General features: G+C 64.0%; 22 protein-coding genes. 17 read left to right on the top strand and 5 right to left on the bottom strand.

Annotated elements, in window-relative coordinates; genetic code table 11:
• Positions 1 to 98: 98 nt before the first annotated feature.
• The 14 genes from V1280_RS07860 (at position 99) to lpxB (ending at position 15,114) form a co-directional block, all read left to right on the top strand.
• Positions 99 to 1,091 (top strand): 30S ribosomal protein S2, encoded by a 993-nt coding sequence (locus tag V1280_RS07860; RefSeq protein ID WP_334521328.1) that lies wholly within the window; start codon positions 99 to 101, stop codon positions 1,089 to 1,091.
• A 136-nt stretch (positions 1,092 to 1,227) separates the two neighbouring features.
• On the top strand, positions 1,228 to 2,151 hold the full coding sequence (tsf, locus tag V1280_RS07855; RefSeq protein ID WP_334521326.1) for a translation elongation factor Ts: 924 nt from the start codon (positions 1,228 to 1,230) through the stop codon (positions 2,149 to 2,151).
• Between the two features lie 60 nt (positions 2,152 to 2,211).
• Positions 2,212 to 2,928, top strand: a complete 717-nt coding sequence (gene pyrH / locus V1280_RS07850) for a UMP kinase (protein ID WP_334521324.1) — start codon at positions 2,212 to 2,214, stop codon at positions 2,926 to 2,928.
• 66 nt (positions 2,929 to 2,994) lie between these two features.
• Positions 2,995 to 3,558, top strand: coding sequence for a ribosome recycling factor (gene frr / locus V1280_RS07845; protein ID WP_148775494.1), 564 nt, complete (start codon positions 2,995 to 2,997; stop codon positions 3,556 to 3,558).
• Between the two features lie 130 nt (positions 3,559 to 3,688).
• The gene (locus V1280_RS07840) at positions 3,689 to 4,447 is read left to right on the top strand and encodes an isoprenyl transferase (RefSeq protein ID WP_334521319.1); all 759 of its coding nucleotides are present in this window, start codon (positions 3,689 to 3,691) and stop codon (positions 4,445 to 4,447) included.
• The gene (locus V1280_RS07835) at positions 4,444 to 5,286 is read left to right on the top strand and encodes a phosphatidate cytidylyltransferase (RefSeq protein ID WP_334521316.1); all 843 of its coding nucleotides are present in this window, start codon (positions 4,444 to 4,446) and stop codon (positions 5,284 to 5,286) included. The genes V1280_RS07840 and V1280_RS07835 overlap by 4 nt, the downstream gene beginning before the upstream one ends.
• A gap of 4 nt (positions 5,287 to 5,290) precedes the next feature.
• Positions 5,291 to 6,514 (top strand): 1-deoxy-D-xylulose-5-phosphate reductoisomerase, encoded by a 1,224-nt coding sequence (gene dxr / locus V1280_RS07830; RefSeq protein WP_334521313.1) that lies wholly within the window; start codon positions 5,291 to 5,293, stop codon positions 6,512 to 6,514.
• Between the two features lie 44 nt (positions 6,515 to 6,558).
• Entirely contained in the window at positions 6,559 to 7,710 is a 1,152-nt protein-coding gene (rseP, locus tag V1280_RS07825; RefSeq protein WP_334521310.1) for an RIP metalloprotease RseP, read from the top strand.
• A 175-nt stretch (positions 7,711 to 7,885) separates the two neighbouring features.
• Positions 7,886 to 10,423, top strand: a complete 2,538-nt coding sequence (bamA, locus tag V1280_RS07820; protein ID WP_334521307.1) for an outer membrane protein assembly factor BamA — start codon at positions 7,886 to 7,888, stop codon at positions 10,421 to 10,423.
• A 139-nt stretch (positions 10,424 to 10,562) separates the two neighbouring features.
• A complete protein-coding gene (lpxD, locus tag V1280_RS07815) occupies positions 10,563 to 11,630 on the top strand; it encodes a UDP-3-O-(3-hydroxymyristoyl)glucosamine N-acyltransferase (protein WP_334521304.1) in 1,068 nt (355 codons plus the stop codon).
• On the top strand, positions 11,627 to 12,088 hold the full coding sequence (fabZ, locus tag V1280_RS07810; RefSeq protein ID WP_334521301.1) for a 3-hydroxyacyl-ACP dehydratase FabZ: 462 nt from the start codon (positions 11,627 to 11,629) through the stop codon (positions 12,086 to 12,088). Before lpxD ends, fabZ begins: the two co-directional genes overlap by 4 nt.
• 182 nt (positions 12,089 to 12,270) lie before the next feature.
• The gene (gene lpxA, locus V1280_RS07805; protein WP_334521299.1) at positions 12,271 to 13,062 is read left to right on the top strand and encodes an acyl-ACP--UDP-N-acetylglucosamine O-acyltransferase; all 792 of its coding nucleotides are present in this window, start codon (positions 12,271 to 12,273) and stop codon (positions 13,060 to 13,062) included.
• 19 nt (positions 13,063 to 13,081) lie between these two features.
• Positions 13,082 to 13,939, top strand: coding sequence for an LpxI family protein (locus tag V1280_RS07800; RefSeq protein ID WP_334521297.1), 858 nt, complete (start codon positions 13,082 to 13,084; stop codon positions 13,937 to 13,939).
• Positions 13,936 to 15,114 (top strand): lipid-A-disaccharide synthase, encoded by a 1,179-nt coding sequence (lpxB, locus tag V1280_RS07795; RefSeq protein ID WP_334521295.1) that lies wholly within the window; start codon positions 13,936 to 13,938, stop codon positions 15,112 to 15,114. Before V1280_RS07800 ends, lpxB begins: the two co-directional genes overlap by 4 nt.
• 16 nt (positions 15,115 to 15,130) lie before the next feature.
• Here lpxB and V1280_RS07790 read toward each other — a convergent pair whose 3' ends face one another.
• From V1280_RS07790 to V1280_RS07770, 5 genes are all read right to left on the bottom strand, one after another.
• A complete protein-coding gene (locus V1280_RS07790; protein WP_334521292.1) occupies positions 15,131 to 15,904 on the bottom strand; it encodes a GntR family transcriptional regulator in 774 nt (257 codons plus the stop codon).
• A 162-nt stretch (positions 15,905 to 16,066) separates the two neighbouring features.
• The gene (locus tag V1280_RS07785) at positions 16,067 to 16,411 is read right to left on the bottom strand and encodes a 2Fe-2S iron-sulfur cluster binding domain-containing protein (RefSeq protein WP_334521289.1); all 345 of its coding nucleotides are present in this window, start codon (positions 16,409 to 16,411) and stop codon (positions 16,067 to 16,069) included.
• Between the two features lie 38 nt (positions 16,412 to 16,449).
• Positions 16,450 to 16,746 carry a ferredoxin gene (locus V1280_RS07780; RefSeq protein ID WP_334521286.1) on the bottom strand — a complete coding sequence of 99 codons (297 nt, stop codon included), beginning with the start codon at positions 16,744 to 16,746 and terminating at the stop codon, positions 16,450 to 16,452.
• A gap of 44 nt (positions 16,747 to 16,790) precedes the next feature.
• Positions 16,791 to 17,123 (bottom strand): 2Fe-2S iron-sulfur cluster-binding protein, encoded by a 333-nt coding sequence (locus tag V1280_RS07775; RefSeq protein WP_334521283.1) that lies wholly within the window; start codon positions 17,121 to 17,123, stop codon positions 16,791 to 16,793.
• Positions 17,124 to 17,133: 10 nt separating this feature from the next.
• Positions 17,134 to 17,904 carry a TenA family transcriptional regulator gene (locus V1280_RS07770; protein WP_334521280.1) on the bottom strand — a complete coding sequence of 257 codons (771 nt, stop codon included), beginning with the start codon at positions 17,902 to 17,904 and terminating at the stop codon, positions 17,134 to 17,136.
• A gap of 278 nt (positions 17,905 to 18,182) precedes the next feature.
• Here V1280_RS07770 and V1280_RS07765 point away from each other — a divergent pair, with 278 nt between their 5' ends.
• The 3 genes from V1280_RS07765 to V1280_RS07755 are packed head-to-tail and all read left to right on the top strand — an operon-like array spanning position 18,183 to position 21,770.
• Positions 18,183 to 19,730, top strand: a complete 1,548-nt coding sequence (locus tag V1280_RS07765) for a hypothetical protein (protein WP_334521277.1) — start codon at positions 18,183 to 18,185, stop codon at positions 19,728 to 19,730.
• A gap of 16 nt (positions 19,731 to 19,746) precedes the next feature.
• On the top strand, positions 19,747 to 21,243 hold the full coding sequence (locus V1280_RS07760) for an aldehyde dehydrogenase family protein (protein ID WP_334521275.1): 1,497 nt from the start codon (positions 19,747 to 19,749) through the stop codon (positions 21,241 to 21,243).
• Between the two features lie 53 nt (positions 21,244 to 21,296).
• Positions 21,297 to 21,770, top strand: a complete 474-nt coding sequence (locus V1280_RS07755) for a GlcG/HbpS family heme-binding protein (RefSeq protein ID WP_334521272.1) — start codon at positions 21,297 to 21,299, stop codon at positions 21,768 to 21,770.
• Positions 21,771 to 21,812 lie beyond the last annotated feature (42 nt).

Below are 21,812 nucleotides of genomic sequence, written 5' to 3'. Positions count from 1 at the left end.
CGGAAGCATGGCTCACAAGGCCGTCCGGTGGCAGCCGGGGCGACAACGCTCCGACTTGCTCACACGCTTCCGGAGGAACCAACCGGAGAACTAGAACGATGGCACTACCCGATTTCACTATGCGTCAGCTGCTCGAAGCTGGCGTGCACTTTGGTCACCAGTCTCACCGCTGGAATCCGAAAATGGCGCCGTTCATTTTCGGCGCTCGTAACAACATCCACATCGTCGACCTCGCCCAGACCGTGCCGTTGCTGCACAACGCCTTGCAGGCGGTCAGCGACACCGTCGCCAAGGGCGGCCGCATCCTGTTCGTCGGCACCAAGCGCCAGGCGCAGGACGGCGTCGCGGACGCGGCCAAGCGCTGCGCGCAGTATTTCGTCAATTCGCGCTGGCTCGGCGGCACGCTGACCAACTGGAAGACGATCTCCGGCTCGATCAAGCGCCTGCGTCATCTCGACGACGTGCTGGCCGGCGGCGATGCCAGCTCCTACACCAAGAAGGAGCGCCTGACGCTTCAGCGCGAGCGCGACAAGCTCGATCGCTCGCTCGGCGGCATCAAGGACATGGGCGGTCTGCCCGACCTGATCTTCGTGATCGACACCAACAAGGAAGACATCGCGATCCAGGAAGCCCAGCGGCTCAACATCCCGGTCGCTGCGATCGTCGACACCAATTCGGACCCGAAGGGCATCACCTATGTGGTGCCGGGCAATGACGACGCGGGCCGCGCCATCGCGCTCTATTGCGATCTGATCGCACGTGCGGCGATCGACGGCATCTCGCGCGCTCAGGGTGATTCGGGCATCGACATCGGTGCGTCGGCCCGGCCGGTCGCTGAAGAGCTTCCGGCGGCGACGAGCGGGTTCCAGGGCCTTGCCGGTCCGCGCGGCACCGCCGACGACCTCAAGAAGCTCCCGGGCGTGTCGGGTGCGATCGAGAAGAAGTTCAACGACCTCGGCATCTTCCACTTCTGGCAGCTCGCCGAGCTCGACCACGACACCGCGCACAAGATCGGCGAAGAAGTCGGTCTGCCGAGCCGGGCGGATGCCTGGGTGGCCAAGGCCAAGGCGCTGACCGCGGAAGCGGAATAGTCAAAAAGAGCGATCGGTTGGCCGGATAGGATCCGGCCGCCATTTCATTCAGTTGACGCGAATTCCTGAGATGGACCGCGGCGGGGCAATTGGAGCCGCGCCGCGGCGAACCGGCAGGCAAGAAGGATTTTCAACGATGGCAACGATCACTGCTGCGATGGTCAAGGATCTGCGCGAGTCCACCGGCGCAGGCATGATGGACTGCAAGGCCGCGCTGACCGAGAACGACGGCAACATGGAAGCGGCCCAGGACTGGCTGCGCAAGAAGGGCCTGTCCAAGGCCGCCAAGAAGTCGGGCCGTGTTGCGGCCGAAGGCCTGATCGGCGCGCTCACCAAGGGCACCAAGGGCGTCGTGGTCGAGGTCAACTCCGAGACCGACTTCGTCGCGCGTAACGGCCAGTTCCAGGGCCTGGTCAAGATGGTCGCCCAGGTCGCTTTCGACGCCGGCGCTGACGTCGAGAAGATCAAGGCCGCCAAGGTCGGTGACGTCACGGTGGAAGCCGCGATCAACGACGCGATCGCCACCATCGGCGAGAACATGACGCTGCGTCGTGCCGCTTCGCTCGAAGTGAGCCAGGGCGTGGTGTCGAGCTACGTCCACGGTGCGGTCGTCGACGGCGCCGGCAAAATGGGCGTGATCGTGGCGCTGGAATCGCCCGGCAAGGCCGACGAGCTCGCCGCCCTCGGCCGCCAGATCGCGATGCATGTCGCCGCCACCAACCCGCTCGCGCTGGAGCCGTCCGGTCTCGATCCGGCCGTCGTCAAGCGCGAGAAGGACGTGCTCGCCGACAAATATCGCCAGCAGGGCAAGCCGGAGAACGTGATCGAGAAGATCGTCGAGTCCGGTCTGAAGACCTACTACAAGGAAGTCTGCCTGCTCGAGCAGGCCTTCATCCACGACACCGGCAAGTCGGTGGCGCAGGCGGTGAAGGAAGCCGAAGGCAAGGTCGGCGGCGCCGTGAAGATCGCGGGCTTCGTGCGCTATGCTCTCGGTGAGGGAATCGAGAAGCAGGAATCGGACTTCGCGGCTGAGGTCGCGGCGGCCAGCGGCAAGAAGTAAGCGCCGGAACGTTCCTTCCGGCGTGCCGCCGGAAGCGGCGCCCGGACAAGGAAAATGCTCATGACTGATCCGGTCTATCGTCGCGTCGTGATCAAGCTGTCCGGCGAATACCTCGCGGGACAGCAAGGCTTTGGCATCGATCAAGCGACAATGGACCGGGTTGCGGACGATCTGATCGCAGCCCGTCAGCTTGGCACCGAGGTTGCGGTCGTGATCGGCGGCGGCAATATCTTTCGCGGTGTCGAAGTGTCCTCCCGCGGCGTGTCGCGCCCGACCGGCGATACCATGGGCATGCTTGCCACCATGATGAACTGCCTTGCCCTCGAAGCGACGATCGAGCGCAAGGGCACGCCGGCGAGGGCGCTCTCGGCGTTCGTCATGCCCGAGGTTTCCGAGCTGTTCACCCGTGCGGCGGCGCACAAATATCTCGCCGAGGGCCGGATCCTGTTGCTTGGCGGTGGAACCGGCAATCCGTTCTTCACCACCGACACGACGGCGGTGCTGCGCGCCGCCGAGATCGGCGCCCAGGCGGTGCTGAAGGCGACCAATGTCGACGGCGTCTACTCGGCCGATCCGAAGAAGGACCCGTCCGCCACGCGATTCGACCGGCTGACGCATTCGCAGGCCATCGAGGGCGGCTACAAGGTGATGGATGCGACCGCCTTCGCACTTGCCCGCGAGACGTCGCTGCCTATCATCGTGTTTTCGATCGCGGAGCCCGGTTCGATCGGCGCGATTCTACGCGGCGCCGGCCACGGGACGATCGTCGCCGGCTGACGGCTCATCTGGCGCGCCCCGAGGGAGGGCGCGGTGAGGTCGCCGGGATATTGAAGGAGAAACGTGATGGCCACGGGTAATTTCGATCTCAACGAAGTCAAGCGCCGCATGCAAGGTGCGGTCCAGTCGCTCAAGCATGAGCTTGGCGGCCTGCGTACGGGCCGCGCGTCGGCTTCGATGCTCGATCCGGTGCAGGTCGAGGCTTATGGCAGTCACATGCCACTCAATCAGCTCGCCACCGTCAGCGTGCCGGAGCCGCGCATGATCTCGGTGCAGGTCTGGGACAAGTCGATGGTGAAGCCGGTCGAGAAGGCGATCGTCGATTCCAATCTCGGCCTGTCGCCGGCGACCGAAGGCCAGGTGCTGCGCCTGCGCATTCCCGAGCTGAACGAGGAGCGCCGCAAGGAGCTGGTCAAGGTCGCGCACAAATACGCCGAAGCCGCCAAGGTGGCGGCGCGCCACGTCCGTCGCGACGGTCTCGATGTCCTGAAGAAGCTCGAGAAGAATCACGAGATGTCGGAGGACGATCAGAAGCGTCACGCCGACGAGGTGCAGAAGGTGACCGACGGGATCATCACCGAGATCGACCAGCTGCTGGCCGCCAAGGAAAAAGAAATCCTCACCGTCTAAGGCGCGATGAGCGATCATCATCGCGCTTTGGGGTATTGTTCGCGCATGATTTCCGCGCAAACGCGTTCCGCGTTTGTCGCGAGGGAACACCGCTTCGCATTCTTCCGGATCATGCTTTAAGGCCGCCTCCATGTCCAACGCCGCCGCGCCCGCAACGGAAGGACCAGACCGGTCCGACGCGCCCGCGCATGTCGCCATCATCATGGATGGCAACGGGCGTTGGGCGGCCGCGCGCGGTCTGCCGCGCGCGGAGGGGCATCGCCGCGGCGTCGAGGCGCTGCGCCGCGTGGTGCGTGCCTCGCACGAGCTCGGCATCCGCTATCTCACCATCTTCTCGTTCTCTTCGGAGAATTGGTCGCGCCCGGCGAGTGAGATCGGCGATCTCTTCGGTCTGCTCAAGCGCTTCATCCGCAACGATCTCGCGAGCCTGCATCGCGACGGCGTCAAGGTTCGCATCATCGGCGAGCGCGACGGGCTCGAGGGCGACATCTGCGCGCTGCTAAACGAGGCCGAGGAATTGACGCGCGACAACACGCGACTCACGCTTGTCGTCGCCTTCAACTACGGCTCGCGGCAGGAAATCGCCAAAGCGGCGCAAAAGCTCGCGCGCGAAGTCGCAGACGGCAGGCGCGATCCTGCCTCGATCGACGCCGATGCTCTCGGCGCCCATCTCGACGCGCCCGACATTCCCGATCCCGATCTCATCATCCGCACCAGCGGCGAGCAGCGCCTGTCCAATTTCCTGATGTGGCAGGCCGCCTATAGCGAGCTGGTGTTCGTGCCGGTGCACTGGCCCGATTTCGACAAGGCGGCGCTCGAAGGCGCGATCGCCGAATTCGCCAGGCGCGAGCGCCGTTTCGGCGGCCTGGTCGCGAAAACCGCCTCGTGAGCGAACCCGACGCCGACGTAGCGGGCGCGAAGCCCGCCCCGAGCAATTTCCTGATGCGAGTCCTCGCAGCGCTGGTATTGGCGCCGCTGACCATTGCGGTCGCTTACGCCGGTGGCTGGCTGTGGGCGCTGCTCGTCACCCTGGTGTCGATCGGGCTGTTCGCGGAATGGCTGATGGTGGTGGGGGCGGGGTCGGCTGCGCTGACCGGGGCAGGGACGATCGTCATCGCCATGATGGGGGCCTGCGTTGCCTTCGGCGCACTGAAGACCGCTGTCATCACCGGCTTCATCGGCGGTGCGATCGGGACGCTGATCGCGCGGGGCAAGTTCGTCTGGGCCGCGACCGGATTCGCCTATGCAGCCGCGGCGCTGCTCGCCTCGATCCTGGTGCGGAAGGATCTCGCGCACGGCTTCGCCGCGCTGATGTTCGTGCTGCTCGTGGTGTGGGCGACCGATATCGGCGGCTATTTCGCCGGCCGCGGCATCGGCGGACCGAAGCTGTGGCCGCGCGTCAGCCCGAAGAAGACCTGGGCCGGCGCGTTCGGCGGTTTCGCCGCGAGCCTTGTGGTTGCCGCCGGGTTTGCCGCATTCGGCATCGGAAAAGCGGTTCCGCTGCTGCTCGTCAGCGCCATCCTCTCGGTGGTCTCGCAGGCGGGCGATCTGTTCGAATCCGCGGTGAAAAGACGCTTCGGCGTCAAGGATTCCAGTCACTTAATTCCCGGCCATGGCGGACTTCTGGACCGCCTGGACGGCTTTGTCGCCGCCATCCTGGTGGCATGGATTATCGGCTTCCTCCGCCACGGTGTGCATAGCGCCGGAAGCGGTCTTATGGTTTGGTGAGGATATGAGCGCAGTCCCTTTGCGTAACGACAAGCCGGCTGCGGCCGCCATCCGCAGCGTCACGGTGCTCGGTGCCACCGGCTCGATCGGCGACAGCACGATGGATCTGCTGCGCGCCTCGCCCGAGCGCTATCGCGTCGAGGCTCTGACTGCGAACAGCAATGTCGCAGCGCTGGCGAAGCTTGCGAAGGAATTTTCCGCGCGCTTCGTCGCGATCGCAGACGCCTCCAAGCTCGCCGAGCTCAAGTCCGCACTTGCGGGCACGAGCACCGAATGCGGTGCCGGCGAAAGCGCGGTGATCGAGGCGGGCGCGCGTCCGGCCGATTGGGTGATGGCGGCGGTGAGCGGTGCGGCCGGACTGAAGCCGGCCTTGGCTGCGGTCGATCGCGGCGCGCATGTCGCGCTCGCCAACAAGGAATGCCTGGTTTGCGCCGGCGATTTCTTCATGCAGCGCGCGGCGAAAGCGGGCGCCTGTATCTTGCCGGCCGATTCCGAGCACAATGCGCTGTTCCAGGCGCTGGCGTCGGGCAATCGCGACGAGCTGGTTCGCGTCATCATCACCGCCTCGGGCGGTCCGTTCCGCACCTGGAAGCCGGCCGACATCGAGCGGGCGACCCTCGAGCAGGCCCTGAAGCATCCGAACTGGAGCATGGGCCAGAAGATCACGATCGATTCCGCCTCGATGATGAACAAGGGGCTCGAGGTGATCGAGGCGTCCTATCTGTTCGCGCTGAAGCCCGATGAGATCGACGTGCTGGTGCATCCGCAGTCGATCATTCACGGCATGGTCGAATTCTCGGACCGCTCGGTCATGGCCCAGCTCGGCTCGCCGGACATGCGCACGCCGATCGCCCATTGCCTCGGCTGGCCCGACCGCATCAAGGGACCGGCGGCCAGGCTCGATCTGGCCAAGATCGGCCAGCTGACCTTCGAGGCGCCGGATTTCGAGCGGTTCCCCGGGCTTCGCCTGGCGTTCGATTCGCTCCGGCACGGCAAGGGGGCAACCACCGTCTACAACGCCGCCAACGAGGTCGCGGTCGCGGCCTTCATCGCCGGCAAGATCCGGTTCGGCGCCATTGCCCGGCTGGTCGAGGCGACGCTGGAGGACTGGGTCCGGGGCGGGAACCAAGGCCCCATGACCTCAGCGGATGATGCAATATCCGTTGACCATGTTTCGCGAAATAAAGCTGCCGCCCTATTGCCTCAAATTGCCTTAAAGGCATCCTAGGTAGTTCGGGGCCAGGGCCTAGCGGCGCTGGGTGAGGGAATTCGATGATCGACTTTTTCGTCCATAGTTTCAATACGTTGAGCCATGGGCTCCTCGGTTACGCGGTTCCTTTCCTGTTCGTCCTGACCATCGTCGTGTTCTTCCACGAGCTCGGCCATTTCCTGGTCGCGCGCTGGGCCGGCGTTCGTGTCTTGACCTTCTCGCTCGGTTTCGGACCTGAGCTGGTTGGTTTCAACGACCGCCACGGCACCCGCTGGAAAATCTCGGCGATCCCGCTCGGCGGCTACGTCAAGTTCTTCGGCGACGAGAGCGAAGCTTCGACCCCGTCGGCTGAAACGCTCGCGGCCATGACGGCCGAGGAGCGCGCCGGCAGCTTCCACCACAAGAAGGTCGGCCCGCGCGCCGCCATCGTCGCGGCCGGTCCGATTGCCAATTTCATCCTCGGCGCCCTGATTTTCGCAGGCATGGCCCTGTATTACGGCAAGCCGAGCACGATCGCGCGCGTGGACGGCGTCGTCGCCGACGGCGCTGCGGCCACCGCCGGCTTCAAGATCGGCGACGTCGTCGTGCAGATCGACGGCAAGCCGATCGAGAGCTTTGCCGACATGCAGCGCATCGTCGCGACGAGCGCCGGTTCGGCACTGGCTTTCCAGGTGAAGCGGGATGGCGCGATCGTGTCGCTGACCGCGACGCCGGCGCTGCTCGAGCGCAAGGATCCGTTCGGCAACAGCCACCACGTCGGCGTACTCGGCGTCGAGCACAAGTCCCAGGCCGGTGAGGCCTCGACCGCGCCGGTCGGTGTCGGCGAGGCGCTCAAGATCGGGGTCGAGCAGGTCTGGTTCATCATCACCAGCACCTTCAAGTTCCTGGGCTCCCTGTTCATCGGCCAGGGCAATCCGAATGAGGTCAGCGGCGTCCTCGGCATCGCCAAGATGTCGGGGCAGGCGGCCAGCGCCGGGTTCCAGTTTGTGATCAATCTGTGCGCCGTGCTGTCGGTCTCGATCGGGCTTCTGAACCTGTTCCCGATCCCGCTGCTCGACGGCGGTCACCTTATGTTCTACGCGGCCGAGGTCGTCCGTGGCCGTCCGCTGTCCGAGCGGACCCAGGAGATGGGGTTCCGAATCGGGCTCGGTCTGGTGCTGATGCTGATGGTGTTCGCGACCTACAACGACATCCTTCGGATGGCGGCTTCCTGATAGGGACTTTTTTGTGGCGTTGCTGTTGAGCAACGTCTTGGAATGAAATTGAAATTGCGGCGCGCTCGGCCGTTTGCGGCGTCGGTTAAATTAGCTACAAGCGGCTTGAACTTGGGGAATCTCCCAGGCCGGCCTTGGGGTTGGGTCTGGTACGTGGATAAGGGCGCGTTGCGCAATGAAGTTTGGACTGCGACTCCGGGGGGGCTTGCTCGCAACCCTGATCATGTTCGGCGCGCCGGTGTTTGCCCCGGTTGGGGCTGTTTTTGTATCTTCGTCGGCGCACGCTCAGACCGTGCAGTCGATTTCCGTCGAAGGGAATCGCCGCGTCGAGGTGGAGACGATCCGCTCCTATTTCAAGGCCGGCCCCGGTGGTCGCCTCGATCAGGGCGCCATCGATGACGGCCTCAAGGCGCTCATCGAAACCGGCCTGTTCCAGGACGTGAAGATCAACCGCGGCCCCGGCGGCCAGATCGTCGTCTCCGTGGTGGAAAACGCGGTGATCGGGCGCGTTGCGTTCGAGGGTAACAAGAAGATCAAGGACGAGCAGCTCACCGCCGAAGTCCAGTCCAAGGCCCGCGGCACGTTCTCCCGCGCCATGGTCCAGTCGGACACGCTGCGAATCGCCGAAATCTATCGCCGCTCCGGCCGCTATGACGTGACCGTCACCCCGGAGATCATCGAGCAGCCGAACAACCGCGTCGATCTCATCTTCACGGTCAACGAAGGCGCCAAGACCTCGGTCAAATCGATCGAGTTCATCGGCAACAATGCGTACTCGTCCTACCGCCTCAGGGACGTCATCAAGACGCACGAATCGAATCTGCTGAGCTTCCTCAGCAGCGGGGACGTCTACGATCCGGACCGCGTCGAAGCCGACCGCGACCTGATTCGCCGCTTCTACCTGAAGAACGGCTTTGCCGACGTTCAGGTCGTCGCCGCGCTCACCGAATACGATCCGGAGAAGAAGGGCTTCAACGTCACCTTCAAGATCGAGGAAGGCCAGCAGTACCGCGTCGGCAGCCTCGATTTCCGCACCAGCATCCCGAACTTCGACGCGAGCTCGCTGCGCAGCTTCTCGCGCGTCAATGTCGGCTCGCTCTACAACGTCGAATCGGTCGAGAAGTCGGTCGAGGAGATGCAGATCGAGGCCTCGCGCCGCGGCTATGCCTTCGCGGTGGTGCGTCCGGGCGGCGATCGCAATTTCGATGCGCATACCGTCTCCGTCGTGTTCAACATCGACGAAGGTCCGCGCACCTATATCGAGCGCATCAATATCCGCGGCAACACGCGTACCCGTGATTACGTGATCCGTCGCGAGTTCGACCTCTCCGAGGGCGATGCCTACAACCGTGCGCTGGTCGATCGCGCCGAGCGCCGCCTGAAGAACCTCGACTACTTCAAGAGCGTGAAGATCACGACGGAGCCGGGCTCTTCCAGCGACCGCGTGGTCCTGATCGTCGATCTCGAAGAAAAGTCGACCGGCGACTTCTCGGTCTCCGGTGGTTACTCCACGACCGACGGTGCGCTGGCCGAAGTCTCGGTCTCCGAGCGTAACCTGCTCGGCCGCGGCCTGTTCGCCAAGGCGTCGGTTACCTACGGCCAGTACGCCCGCGGCTATTCGCTGTCGTTCGTCGAGCCCTATCTGCTCGATTACCGCGTCGCGCTGGGCCTGGATTTCTATCAGCGCACCCAGCTGTCCAACAACTACATCTCCTACGGGACCAAGACGCTGGGCTTCAGCCCGCGCCTCGGCTTCTCCCTGCGTGAGGATCTAACGCTCCAGCTGCGCTACTCGGTCTACCAGCAGGAAATCACGCTGCCGTCCTACCTGGCGAACTGTAACAACGTCGTTGGTTCGTCGGCGTTCAATCCAAGCCCGGCCTTTACCAACGCAACAACAGGGGTCGACCCGAGCTTGTCCGGCAATTTCGGTTGTTACAGCGACGGCGAAGCCTCCCTGCCGGTCCGTAAGGAGCTCGCGAATGGCAAGACGCTGACATCGGCGCTCGGCTACACGCTGACCTACAACACGCTCGACAACAACAAGAACCCGACCGACGGCCTGCTCATCGACTTCAGGCAGGACTTCGCCGGCGTCGGCGGCGACGTCTCCTACCTGAAGACCGTGGCCGACGCGAAGTACTACCAATCGCTGGTGTCGGACCTTGTCGGCCTCGTCCATCTCCAGGGCGGTATCCTGAACAAGATCGGCAGCACCGATCTGCGCATGCTGGATCATTTCCAGATGGGTCCGAACCTCGTCCGCGGCTTTGCGCCGAACGGCATCGGTCCACGCGATTTGAATCCCTTTGGTACGCAGGACGCGCTCGGCGGCACCAAATATTGGGGCGCTTCGCTGGAATTGCAGATGCCGTTCTGGTTCCTGCCTAAGGAAGTGGGTCTGAAGGGCGCTGTCTACGCCGACGCCGGCGGTCTCTTCGACTATCAGGGCCCGACGACGTGGTCGGTGACCAACGAAATGACCACGACCAAGAACTCGAACTGTACGCCATCGACCGTCAACCCGGCCACGGCTGGAACTTGTACCGGCCTGGTGTATGACAATGGCAATGTGGTCCGCTCGTCGGTCGGTGTCGGTCTGATCTGGGCCTCGCCGTTCGGTCCGCTGCGCTTCGACTACGCAGTGCCGCTCACCAAGGGCAAGAATGACCGCACGCAGGAATTCCGGTTCGGCGGCGGCACCTCGTTCTAATTCGATCAGCGGGGCATGATCCGGCCCCCTTGGGAATTCCTCCTGGGGCCGGTCGCCAAAAAGATCGTGATAAATCCATGAGATAAGGCATGATGCGGCCTTGCCGCTTCATGCCGAAGCCGGACCGCAACGGGGTGGAATGGCGCAGCCGACCTTCTTCAAAAAACCGCCGGCCTCAACGCTGGCCGACATCGCCGCGTTGACCAAGGCGCAACTGGTCGACCCTGTCAGGGGCGATCAAGTCATCACGGGTCTTGCTTCGCTGGACGAAGCCGGCCCGATGCATCTGACGTTCTTCGACAACCTCAAATACGCCGATGAGCTCAAGGCGACCAGGGCCGGCGCCTGTCTGGTAAGCTCGCGCTTCGAGGCCCAGGTGCCCGCGCATGTGGCCGTGCTGCGGGCGGCGCAGCCGTTCCGCGCCTTCGTCGGGATCGCCCGGGAATGGCATGGCGATGCGCTGCGTCCACAGTCCTGGTTCGGCAATGACGGCATTGCGCCATCGGCCATCATCGACCCATCGGCGCGGTTGGAGGACGACGTCATCGTCGAGCCGCTGACCGTCATCGGTCCGGATGTCGAGATCGGCAGCGGCACCGTGATCGGCGCCGGCGTGGTTCTTGGTCCGGGCGTCAAGATCGGGCGGGACTGCAATGTCGGCGCACGCACAGCCATCCAGTGCGCACTGATCGGCAACAACGTGCTGATCCACCCCGGCTGCTCGATCGGCCAGGACGGCTACGGCTTCATCTTCTTCGGCCCCGAGGGCCATCTGAAGGTGCCCCAGACCGGCCGTGTGCTGATCCAGAACAATGTGGAAGTCGGCGCCGGCACCACCATCGATCGCGGTTCCCTGCGGGACACCGTGATCGGCGAGGGCACCAAAATCGACAATCAGGTCCAGATCGGCCACAATGTGACGATCGGCCGGAACTGCCTGCTGGCGGCCCAGATCGGGCTCGCGGGCAGCCTGACGATCGGCGACAACGTGGCGCTGGGAGCAAAGGTTGGCATCAACAATCACCTCAAGATCGGTGACGGGGCCCAGGTCACCGCGATGAGCGGGGTCAAGGACGACATCCCGCCGAACGGTCGCTGGGGCGGGTTCTTTGCCAAGCCGACCAAACAATGGTTCAAGGAAATTATCGCGGTGGAGCGCCTGGTACGCGACAGCAAGGCCGATCCGAAGGACGAGGGACGGGAATGACGGCGGAATCACCTGTGAAATTCGAGCTGGTGGATATCAATGCGATCCTCCAGACGCTGCCGCACCGCTTTCCGATGCTCCTGATCGACCGTGTGATCAACATCCGGGCCGATTACAGCGGCATCGGCATCAAGAACGTCACCTTCAACGAGCCGGCCTTCCAGGGCCATTTTCCCGAACGTCCGGTCTATCCGGGCGTGATGATGATCGAGGCGATGGCGCAGACCGCCGGCGTGATCGGCATCAAGTCGGTCGAGGGCACGGAGAAGCCGCGGGCGGTCTATTTCCTTACCATCGACAAGTGCAAGTTCCGCAAGCCCGTGCTGCCCGGCGATACCATCGAGTATCACATGCGCTCGGTCGGCCGCCGCAAGACCATGTGGTGGTTTCACGGCGACGCAAAGGTCAATGGCACGGTCGTCGCCGAAGCCGATGTCGGGGCGATGCTGACGGACTGAGGGAAATTGGCGAATGGTGAGTGGGGAGTAGCGAATAGGCTATTCGTCCTTTCCATTCGCAACTCCCTATTCGCCATGCGCATCTGAAACACGCCGAGATCATACGTCACTGGACAGATCGGGCGCAGTCGCGCTAACCACCGGAAAGCCGAGCAAGTTCAACACATAGTCAGACCTTCTTGATGAGTAAGATCGACCCCACCGCACGGGTGGAAGACGGCGCCGTAATCGGCGAGGGCACCGAGATCGGGCCCTTTTGCATCATTGGCCGCAACGCCCGGATCGGGGCCAATTGCAAGCTGATCGGACAGGTCACAATCATCGGCCATACCTCGGTCGGGGACAATTGCGTGATCTCGCCGTTCGCGGTGCTCGGCGGCGCGCCGCAGGACCTCAGCTACAAGGGCGAGCCGACCACGCTCGACATCGGTTCCGGCAACACCATCCGCGAAGGCGCGACGATGAACGTCGGCACCGTCAAGGGCGGCGGCAAGACGCGCGTCGGCAACGACGGCTACTTCATGAATAACAGCCATGTCGGCCATGACTGCATGGTCGGCAACAACGCGATCTTCGCGACCTCGGCGACGCTCGGCGGCCATTGCGAGATCGGCGACGCCGTCTATATCGGCGGGCTGTCCGCGGTGCACCAGTTCACGCGCATCGGCTCCTATGTGATGGTCGGCGGCCTCTCCGGCGTGCGCGACGACATCATCCCGTACGGGCTCGCCAACGGCCAATATGCGGTGCTGGAGAGCCTCAATCTCATCGGCATGAAGCGGCGCAAGTTCACCAAACAGCGCCTCGCAACCGTGCGTGCGTTCTACCAAAAACTCTTCCATGGCTCCGGCACCTTCGCCGAGCGGCTGGAGGCGGTGCGGCCCCTCGAGAGCGAAGATCCGACGATTGCCGAAATCCTCGGCTTCATCGGCAAGGGCAAGCGTGCGCTCTGTCTTCCCGCCATCGAGAAGTGACGCCGGGATGGCCGCGGACATGACATCGGCGGCTCCAGGGATTTCATCACCGGTCGGCGTGGTCGCGGGCGGCGGCGCGATGCCGTTCGCAGTTGCCGAGTCGCTCGCCGCGCGCGGCATTACGCCGGTGCTGTTTCCGCTGCGCGGCGCGTGCGATCCAGTGCAGGTGGAGAAATTCCGCCACCGCTGGATCTCGGTCGGTCAGCTCGGCCGCGCCATGCGGCTGTTCCGCGAGGAAGGCTGCCGTGACCTGATCTTCATCGGCACGCTGGTGCGGCCCTCGCTCACGGAGATTCGGTTCGACGTCACGACGTTGCGGCTGCTCGGTAACGTCATCCGCGCCTTCCGCGGTGGTGACGATCATCTGCTGTCCAGTGTCGGGCGCATTCTCGAGCAAGGCGGCTTTCGCATGGTCGGCATCAAGGATGTCGCGCCCGACCTGCTGATGCCCGCGGGCTGCATCACCCGCGCCTGGCCGGCCGACAATGCCAAGGGCGACATCGAACGCGGGCGCGCGGTGCTCACCGCACTCGGGCCGTTCGACATCGGTCAGGCCGCCGTGGTGATCGACGGCCATGTGGTGGCGGTCGAGGACATCGAGGGCACTGATGCGCTGCTGGCGCGCGTGGCGCGGCTGCGCGAGGAGGGCCGTATCCGTGCTGCGACGGGGCGTGGCGTGCTGGTGAAGGCGCCGAAGACCGGCCAGGATTTGCGTTTCGATCTGCCGACGATCGGCGCGCGCACGATCGAGGGCGTCGCCAAGGCCGGCCTTGCCGGTGTCGCCGTCATCGCCGGCAACACCATTGCCGCCGAGCCGCAGGCGATGATCGGGCTCGCCGACGCCAAATATCTCTTCGTCGTCGGTCTGCCCGTGTGATGCAGACCCGCGATCCCAAACGGAGGATATTCCTGATCGCGACGGAGGAGTCCGGCGACCGGCTCGGCTCGGCGCTGATGAAGGTGCTGCGCCAGCGCCTCGGCGACGGCGTGCAGTTCGAGGGCGTCGGCGGCCGCACCATGGCGCGCGAGGGGCTCGAGACGCTGTTTCCGATCGAGGAGCTGTCGATCGTCGGCTTTGCCGCGGTGGTGCAGCAACTGCCGAAGATCCTGCGGCTGATTCGCGAGACCGCTGACGCCGTGACCGAGTCCGTGCCCGACGCGCTCATCATCATCGACAGTCCCGATTTCACCCATCGCGTGGCGCGCCGCGTCCGCGCGAAGAATCCGGCGATCCCCGTCGTCGACTACGTCTCGCCCTCGGTCTGGGCCTGGCGGCCGGGCCGCGCGCGCGCGATGCTCGGCTATGTCGATCACGTGCTGGGTCTGCTGCCTTTCGAGCCGGAGGAGTACCGCAAGCTGAAGGGGCCGCCATGCAGCTATGTCGGCCATCCCCTGATCGAGCAATTGCCGTCGCTGCGCCCGAACCTTGACGAGCAAAAGCGGCGCGACAGCGAGCCGCCGGTGCTGCTGGTGCTGCCGGGCAGCCGCCGCAGCGAGATCCGGCATCATCTCGGCCTGTTCGGCGCCGCGCTCGGACGATTGCAGGCCGAGGGCCGTGCGTTCGAATTGATGCTGCCGACCATGCCGCATCTCGAAGCGACCGTCCGCGCGGGCGTGGCGACCTGGCCGGTCCAGCCGCAGATCGTGGTCGGTGAAACCGAGAGGCGCGCCGCATTCCGGATCGCGCGCGCGGCGCTGGCAAAATCCGGCACGGTGACGCTGGAGCTGGCGCTCTCAGGCATTCCGATGGTGACCGCCTATCGCGTCGGCGCGATGGAGGCCTTCATCCTGCGCCGCGCGATCCAGGTCTCTTCGGTGATCCTCGCCAATCTCGTGATCGGCAAGGACGTGATCCCCGAATTTCTGCAGGAGGACTGCACGCCGGAGAAGCTCGCGGCCGCACTGTCCGAGGTGCTGACGGAGACGCCGATGCGCAAGCAACAGGTCGAGGCTTTTGCCCAGCTCGACACCATCATGTCCACCGGCAACAAATCACCGAGCGTGCTCGCCGCCGACATCGTGCTCGCGACGATGCGGAAGGGGCGGCGTTAGGCCTTTCGTTTTTTGGCTACTTCTTCGTGCGACCGCTGGCGGCGCGGCGGGGCTTCGGCTTTGCGGTCGCCGTGTCCGGTCGCGCGGGCATTGCGTCCAGCGACGGACCTTCCTCGGGAATGTGAAGGGTCGCGAGAAAATCGGCGCCGGCGCGCATCACGTGCTCTGCGGCAAGCGTGGCAGCGGCGCGCTCATCGCCTGCGATGATGGCGCGCAAGATGCCGGCATGCTCGTCCCAGGTTCGCGCCTGGCGTTCCGGATCGGTCGGCGCGAACAACATCGCGGTTCTCTCGCGCAGCCGCTTGAGCAGATCGGAGAGGACGCGATTCCGTCCGGCCGCGGAGAGTTCATTGTGGAATTGCTGATTGAGGCCCGATAGGAGCTCAAAGCGCCTGGCTGCAACCGCCTCCGTTCCCTTGTTCAGCACGGCTGCGATCCGCGCCAAAATATCCTGTTCGCGGCGACGCGCGGCCAGCCGTGCGTTCTGTCCCTCCAGCAGCGCGCGAACCTCGATCGTCTCGCGCGCCTCCTCGTCGGTCATGGCAAGCACCGATGCGCCGCGCCGTGCGGTAACTTCGACCAGGCCCTCGGTGGTGAGCACGCGGATTGCTTCCCGCACCGGATTGCGGGAGACGCCGAGTTCCTCCGCGAGGCGCCCTTCGACCAGCCGCTCACCGGGCTTGAGGCGTCGGCTCAGGATGGCCTGGCGCAGTTCTTCGATGACCCTGTCGTGGAGGGAGAGGTAGTCGTCGCCGAGACGTCGCTTCGAGTTTCCCAGCCTGCCCGCCATGAGATGACCTTCTCAACCGCACCGGTTTGATATTTCCGAACCGCGCGGAGAGATTCCATCCGCCAACGACCGAGCGGAATGACCAGCGGGGACGGCACAAACGTACTTAGACTGCCCATTGCACAGCGGCAAGCCGTAGTCGCCGGCAGGCCGCCCACCAGATCAATCGAACGAATCGGGCGCAGGGTTCGTAGAGACCGGGCGAGCCCCTGCGGCCGTCGGTTTTGGCATCCAGGACACGCTGACGTCGCCGGTGAGAAACGTCTGGCATGCCATCCGGTAGCCGGCGGCAAATTGCTCGTCGGTGAGGTGCTTGCGTTCCTTCGGCTTGATCGCGTCGGTGTTCTCCAAACCCTTCTCGATGAGGCATTTGCACGTCCCGCAAAGCCCTCCGCCGCATTTGAAGGGGATGCCGCCCTGTTCACGCAAGGAAATGCGCAACAGGTTGCTGTCGACGGGAGCCGTGACGGACTTCCCATTGTTGGTCACGAAGATGACCTCGATCATGCCGGTCTTCGCGGCCGGTGGATGTGTGCTGTCGGTCGTCACGACTTGCGCAGCTTCGTGTCCATGTGGCCGAACGTGGTGAGGTGTTCGAGCTCGCGATAGGCGAGCTCGGGCGTTGCGAATTTCTCGAGGAATTTCGATGGCACCTGATTCACGATCGGCGGCGACCACGCCTCGTCGATCACCTTGATCTTGGTGTCCTTCAGCAGCTCCGCGATCACGAAAGTTGCCTTCTTGGTGCCGTAGAACAGATAGTCGTAGGAGGCGAGGGGTCGCAGCCCGTCGATGATTTCGGTCCGGAACAGTCCGTCCTTGCTGGTCAGGATCACATACATCGTTCACTTCCCCTCGTGCTTGGCGAGACCTGGTGCAAAAGACATCAACCGACCTTGCCGGCCGTGACCACGTCGGCGAGCGGTGTTGCCTCCTGCGACAGCTCGACGTCGTGGGTGAGCCAGAGCTGGCAGGCTAGCCGGTACCCCGCCCCGATTCTCGCGCCTAGCCGCTTCTTTTCCTTCCAGTTCGGCTCGGGCAGGTGCTCGGCGCCCTTGATGATCAGCGCCGCACACTTCCCGCATTTGCCCATGCCGCAGCCGTAGAGGAAGTTCGGATGGGGAAATTGCCGGATGCCCGCCCTCACGACGAGATTGGTGTTTTCCTTGATCTCGCCGTGAAAGGTCTGGCCGTTCCTGTGAAAGACGACGTTGGGCATGCCAGCTGGCTCAGGCTTGCAGCAACGCGCGCTCGTCGGCCGGAACCTTGGCTTCGCTCGTGTCGAGCTCGGCCAGCGGAATGTCCTTGGCGACATAGTCGTGATACAGCGCGGTGGTGTAGAGCAGGCGCATCTGCGCGCCGATTTCACAGATCTTCAGGCAGCGCTGCTGCAGCTCGACCGTGTTGGCGTGCTCGAGCACGATCTGGTAGCCGCGCTCGCCGTGGATTTCGTCCGACACGATGTGAAGGTCGAAGAACTCGACTTCCTCGTCGGTGAATTTATACTTCTCGCGCAAGGTCGGCGTCTGCTTGCGGTAGATCGACGGCACCTGCGATTCCAGGCCGACCACGAGGCCCGCCACGGCCACGATCGGGTCCTCGCGCATGGCCACGGCGTAGCACCAGCTTTGCAAGCCCCGCGTCGTCGCCGTCATGCTGTCGGGATTCTTGACGCGTTCCGCATTCGTGCCGCAGGCTTCGGCAAAGCGGATCAGCAGATCGGTATGGCGGTCGCCGCCGATCTCTTCCTCGTACATGTTGGCAAGCAGGAAATCCTTGGCTTCCTGATACTGCTCCGGCATGCGCGCGTAGATGTAGCCGAGATAGTCCGCGAACGGGCCGACATAGTGGTAGTGGTTCTCGGCCCACGACGCGAGATGCGCCCGGCTCAGCTTGCCGCTCGCCCATGCGATGCTGAAGGGAGCCTTGTTGGCGCTCTTGCCCTTGATTGCATTCTCGAGGGCCGTGCGGAATTCCACATGGTTCATCAGCTTTTGCATCGTTGCGCTCCTCTGTCGCCGGTGGGTCGGTTTGGTTGCGGCTGCCGGACCTATGCAATAAAAGTATACAGTATACAGTTTTGGTTGACGGTCAACGCGCCTGGCTGTGGGAAAGTCTCGTCTGGCTGCGTCGTTTCGTAATTTATCCAATAAAATCAATATGTTGCATTTACAAAAGTTTTGATCCACAGGCGTCCCCTGCGAGATAGTTCGCACTTAGTTGTTGCAATTCTAGAATACAGTATACAAAATTGGCGCAGCTTGGGGAGCGCATCGCAATGACAATGCCGCATGTTCCGATCGTCGCCGCGCACTGGGTCTACCTGTTTGGTGTGACCCTCATCGTCCTGACCATGATCTGGCGCGCCAACGTGGTGGTGCCGTCGGTCCTTGCAACGTTCCTGGTCGCGCTGGCCTGGACGCACAGTCCGATTGCTGCACTCGGAAGCATCTTCAATGCCAGCTTCACGGCCGCGAAGGAGCTGTTCAACATCTTCCTGGTGATCGCGCTGATGACCGCGCTGCTCAACGCGCTGAAGGTGTTGCGCTCCGACATCCGGATGGTGGAGCCGTTTCGCGCGGTGATGAAGGACGGGCACACGGCCTATTTCGTCCTGGCCGGCATTACCTACGTCATCTCGCTCTTCTTCTGGCCGACGCCGGCGGTGCCACTGGTCTCGGCGGTGCTGCTGCCTGCGGCGATCGCGGCAGGGCTGCCACCGCTCGGCGGTGCGCTGGCGATCGCGATTGCCGGCCAGGGTATGGCACTGTCGTCGGATTACGTTATTGGCGTCGCGCCGGGCATCAGCGCCAAGGCCGCGGGTGTCGCGGTGAGTGCTGCGACAGTCGCGGACCGCGCGCTGGTGCTGTCGCTGATCACCGGCGGCGTCGCACTCGTCCTGGGCTATTTCGCGATCCGCAAGCTCGTCACCAAGCCGGATGACAGGTTGCTCGAACGCTGGCAGGCGCAGTCGAGCAACGGCGAGCTCGCGCATATCGCGCAGGGGGGCACCTTCGACAAGGTCGAGATCGCCCGAGGCACCGCCGGCGACCAGAAGCCGCTCGCAAGTCAGGCGCAGATCGACAAGGCGCTTGCGGCGATTCCCGAGCCTCGCGAAAAATGGTCGAATATCTTCGCAGTGGTGACGCCGCTCGCCTTCCTGGGCGTCATCGTCGTGATGGTGCTCTCAAAGCTCGGGATCGGCCATGATCTCAAAGGCGGTGATGCTGCGGCACTGGTCGGCGGCGTCGCCGCCGTGCTGATGATCTTGGCCTCGTTCGTCACGGACCCCTTTCGCAAATTCCTCGATACCAGTGCCGATCACGTCACCGAGGGCTTCATCTTCGCATTCAAGGCCATGGGATCCGTGCTGCCGATCGCCGGTTTCTTCTTCCTGGGCGCAGAGCAGGGATTGTCGGCTCCCATCCTTGGCGTGCCCGCGGCCCAGGCGCCCAATCTTCTGTTCGAACTGGTTCAGGCCGCGCAGCACTGGATTCCGGCGAACCAGGTCTTTGTCTCGTTCGGCGTGCTGATCGCGGGCATGATCACCGGCATCGACGGATCGGGTTTTGCCGGTCTGCCGCTGACCGGATCGCTGTCAGGCGCGTTGGCACCGACTGTCGGGCTTGATCCCGCGACACTCGCGGCCGTCGGACAGATGGGCGCGGTCTGGACGGGCGGGGGCACCCTGGTTGCGTGGTCGTCCCTGATCGCGGTCGCCGGGTTCGCGCGCGTGCCGGTCTTCCAGATCGTGCAGACGGTGATGGTGCCGGTGCTGGCGGGGCTTGTGACCTCGACCATCTGCGCGGTCCTGATCTGGCATTGAAAGAGGTTCAGCTATCATGAGCAATCCTGCAACGACACTCGCCCGCGGTTCAGAGGCAAGCCAGCCGCAGATCGAGGAATTCCGTGACCTCATCAACGGCGAGCAGTTGCGGAGCGTTGCGAAGCCGTTCGACAACATCAATCCCGCCGACACCTCCGACATTGTCGGCCGCTTCCAGGCCTCGACGGCCGCGGAGGCGAAGCTCGCGGTCAGCGCGGCCGCGGCTGCATTCGAGCGCTGGAAAAAAACTTCGGTCTCAGCGCGCGCAGCCATTCTCAATCGTGCGGCCGATCGTCTCGACGCGCAGGCTGACCAGATCGCCCGCGAGATGACACGCGAAATGGGCAAGGCGCTCAATCTCGCCAAAGACGAGGTCCTACGCTCGGCACAGACGTTGCGGTTCTATGCCGTCGAGGGGCAGTCGCTGGTCGGCGAAGTCTTCCCGAATGACGACCCCGACATGACGGTCTACACGCTGCGCGAACCGCTCGGCGTCGTCTCGGTCATCACGCCCTGGAATTTTCCCATCTCGATCCCGGCCCGCAAGATCGCGCCGGCGCTCATCACCGGCAATACGGTGATCTTCAAGCCGTCCTCGGATGCGCCGCTGAGCGGCTATCGTCTTGCCGAGGCGCTGGTGGCGGCCGGGCTGCCCAAGGGCGTGCTGAACTTCATCACCGGCATGGCGGGCGAGGTCGGTCCTGCCATCACCACGGCGCCGGAGATCCGTGCCATTTCCTTTACCGGATCGACGACCGCGGGCGAGCAGATTTGTCGCGCGGTCAGCTTCACGACGCGGACGCAGATGGAACTCGGCGGCAAGAATCCGCTGATCGTGATGGACGATGCCGATCTCGAAAAGGCGGTCGACCTGACTGTGAAGGGTGGCTTCTCGCTCGCCGGCCAGGCCTGCACCGGCACCAGCCGCGTCCTCGTCATGAAGCGGGTGCGTGCGGAGTTCACGGAGCGGCTGGTTGCCAAGGTCCGCGCCTTGAAGATCGGTAACGGTCTCACTCCCGGAATGGACCTCGGGCCGCTCGCCACCGCGAGGCAACTCGATTCGGTGTTGCGCTATATCGCGATCGGAAAGCAGGAAGCGACGCTCCTCTGCGGTGGCGAGAGGCTCACGGGTGCTGGCTATGATGGCGGTTACTACGTCGCACCGGCGATCTTTGCCGATGTCACGCAGCAGATGACGATCGCGCGCGAGGAAATCTTCGGCCCCGTCATCGCGATCATCGAGGTCGAATCCTATGCGGACGCCATCGCCAAGGCCAACGACACCGAATACGGATTGTCGGCCGCGATCGTGACGCGCAATCCGCGCGTCATGCACGATTTCGCCAATGACATTCAGTCGGGAACCGTCAAGATCAACCGCACCACGACCGGCAATCTGATCAACGCACCGTTCGGAGGCCTGAAGCGGTCGAGCACATCGACGTTCCGCGAGTCGGGCCGCGTCGGGCTCGAATTCTATACGCAGATCAAGACCGTGTATCGCGGATGCTGAAAATCCACGCGGTGGCGCGTGTGCGGAGCCGCAGCTGACGGAAAAGGGATGAGATGAGGAAATCGATCAAGCTCGAACTCGCGGAAGCCATGCACATGGCGGCCGCGGCTTTGAAAAAGGCTGCGGACATCGGTGTGCTTGAGACGGTTTGCATCGTGGACGATGGCGGCTACCCGATCGTGCTCGAACGGATGGACGGCGCGCGCGTGACCGGCCCGCAGATCGCCTGGAACAAGGCCTTCACGGCGGCCGGCCACAAGCGTTCGACGCACCTGTTTAACCAGACGCCGAATGGACCCGCGCTTCCCGGCAACGAAGCGTTCGGAATCCAGTGGAGCTTTGAAGGCAAATTCGCCGTGTTCGTCGGCGGCTTTCCGATCGTGGTCGACGACGAGGTGGTCGGCGGTGTGGGCCTGAGCGGCGGCAATGGTGAGCAAGACACCCATTGCGGCGTCGCTGCGTTGCAGGCCCTCCAGGATATTCTGGTCGGCCACCGCGTGCTGGTCGCAGCCGACATCAAGAAATGAGCGCGGAGGCAGGCAGGGAGATCGCTGCCCGGCCAATATGCC

The sequence above is a fragment of the Bradyrhizobium sp. AZCC 2230 genome (assembly GCF_036924495.1).
GTDB lineage: Bacteria > Pseudomonadota > Alphaproteobacteria > Rhizobiales > Xanthobacteraceae > Bradyrhizobium > Bradyrhizobium rifense.
This window is presented reverse-complemented; position numbering and strand designations above follow the sequence as displayed.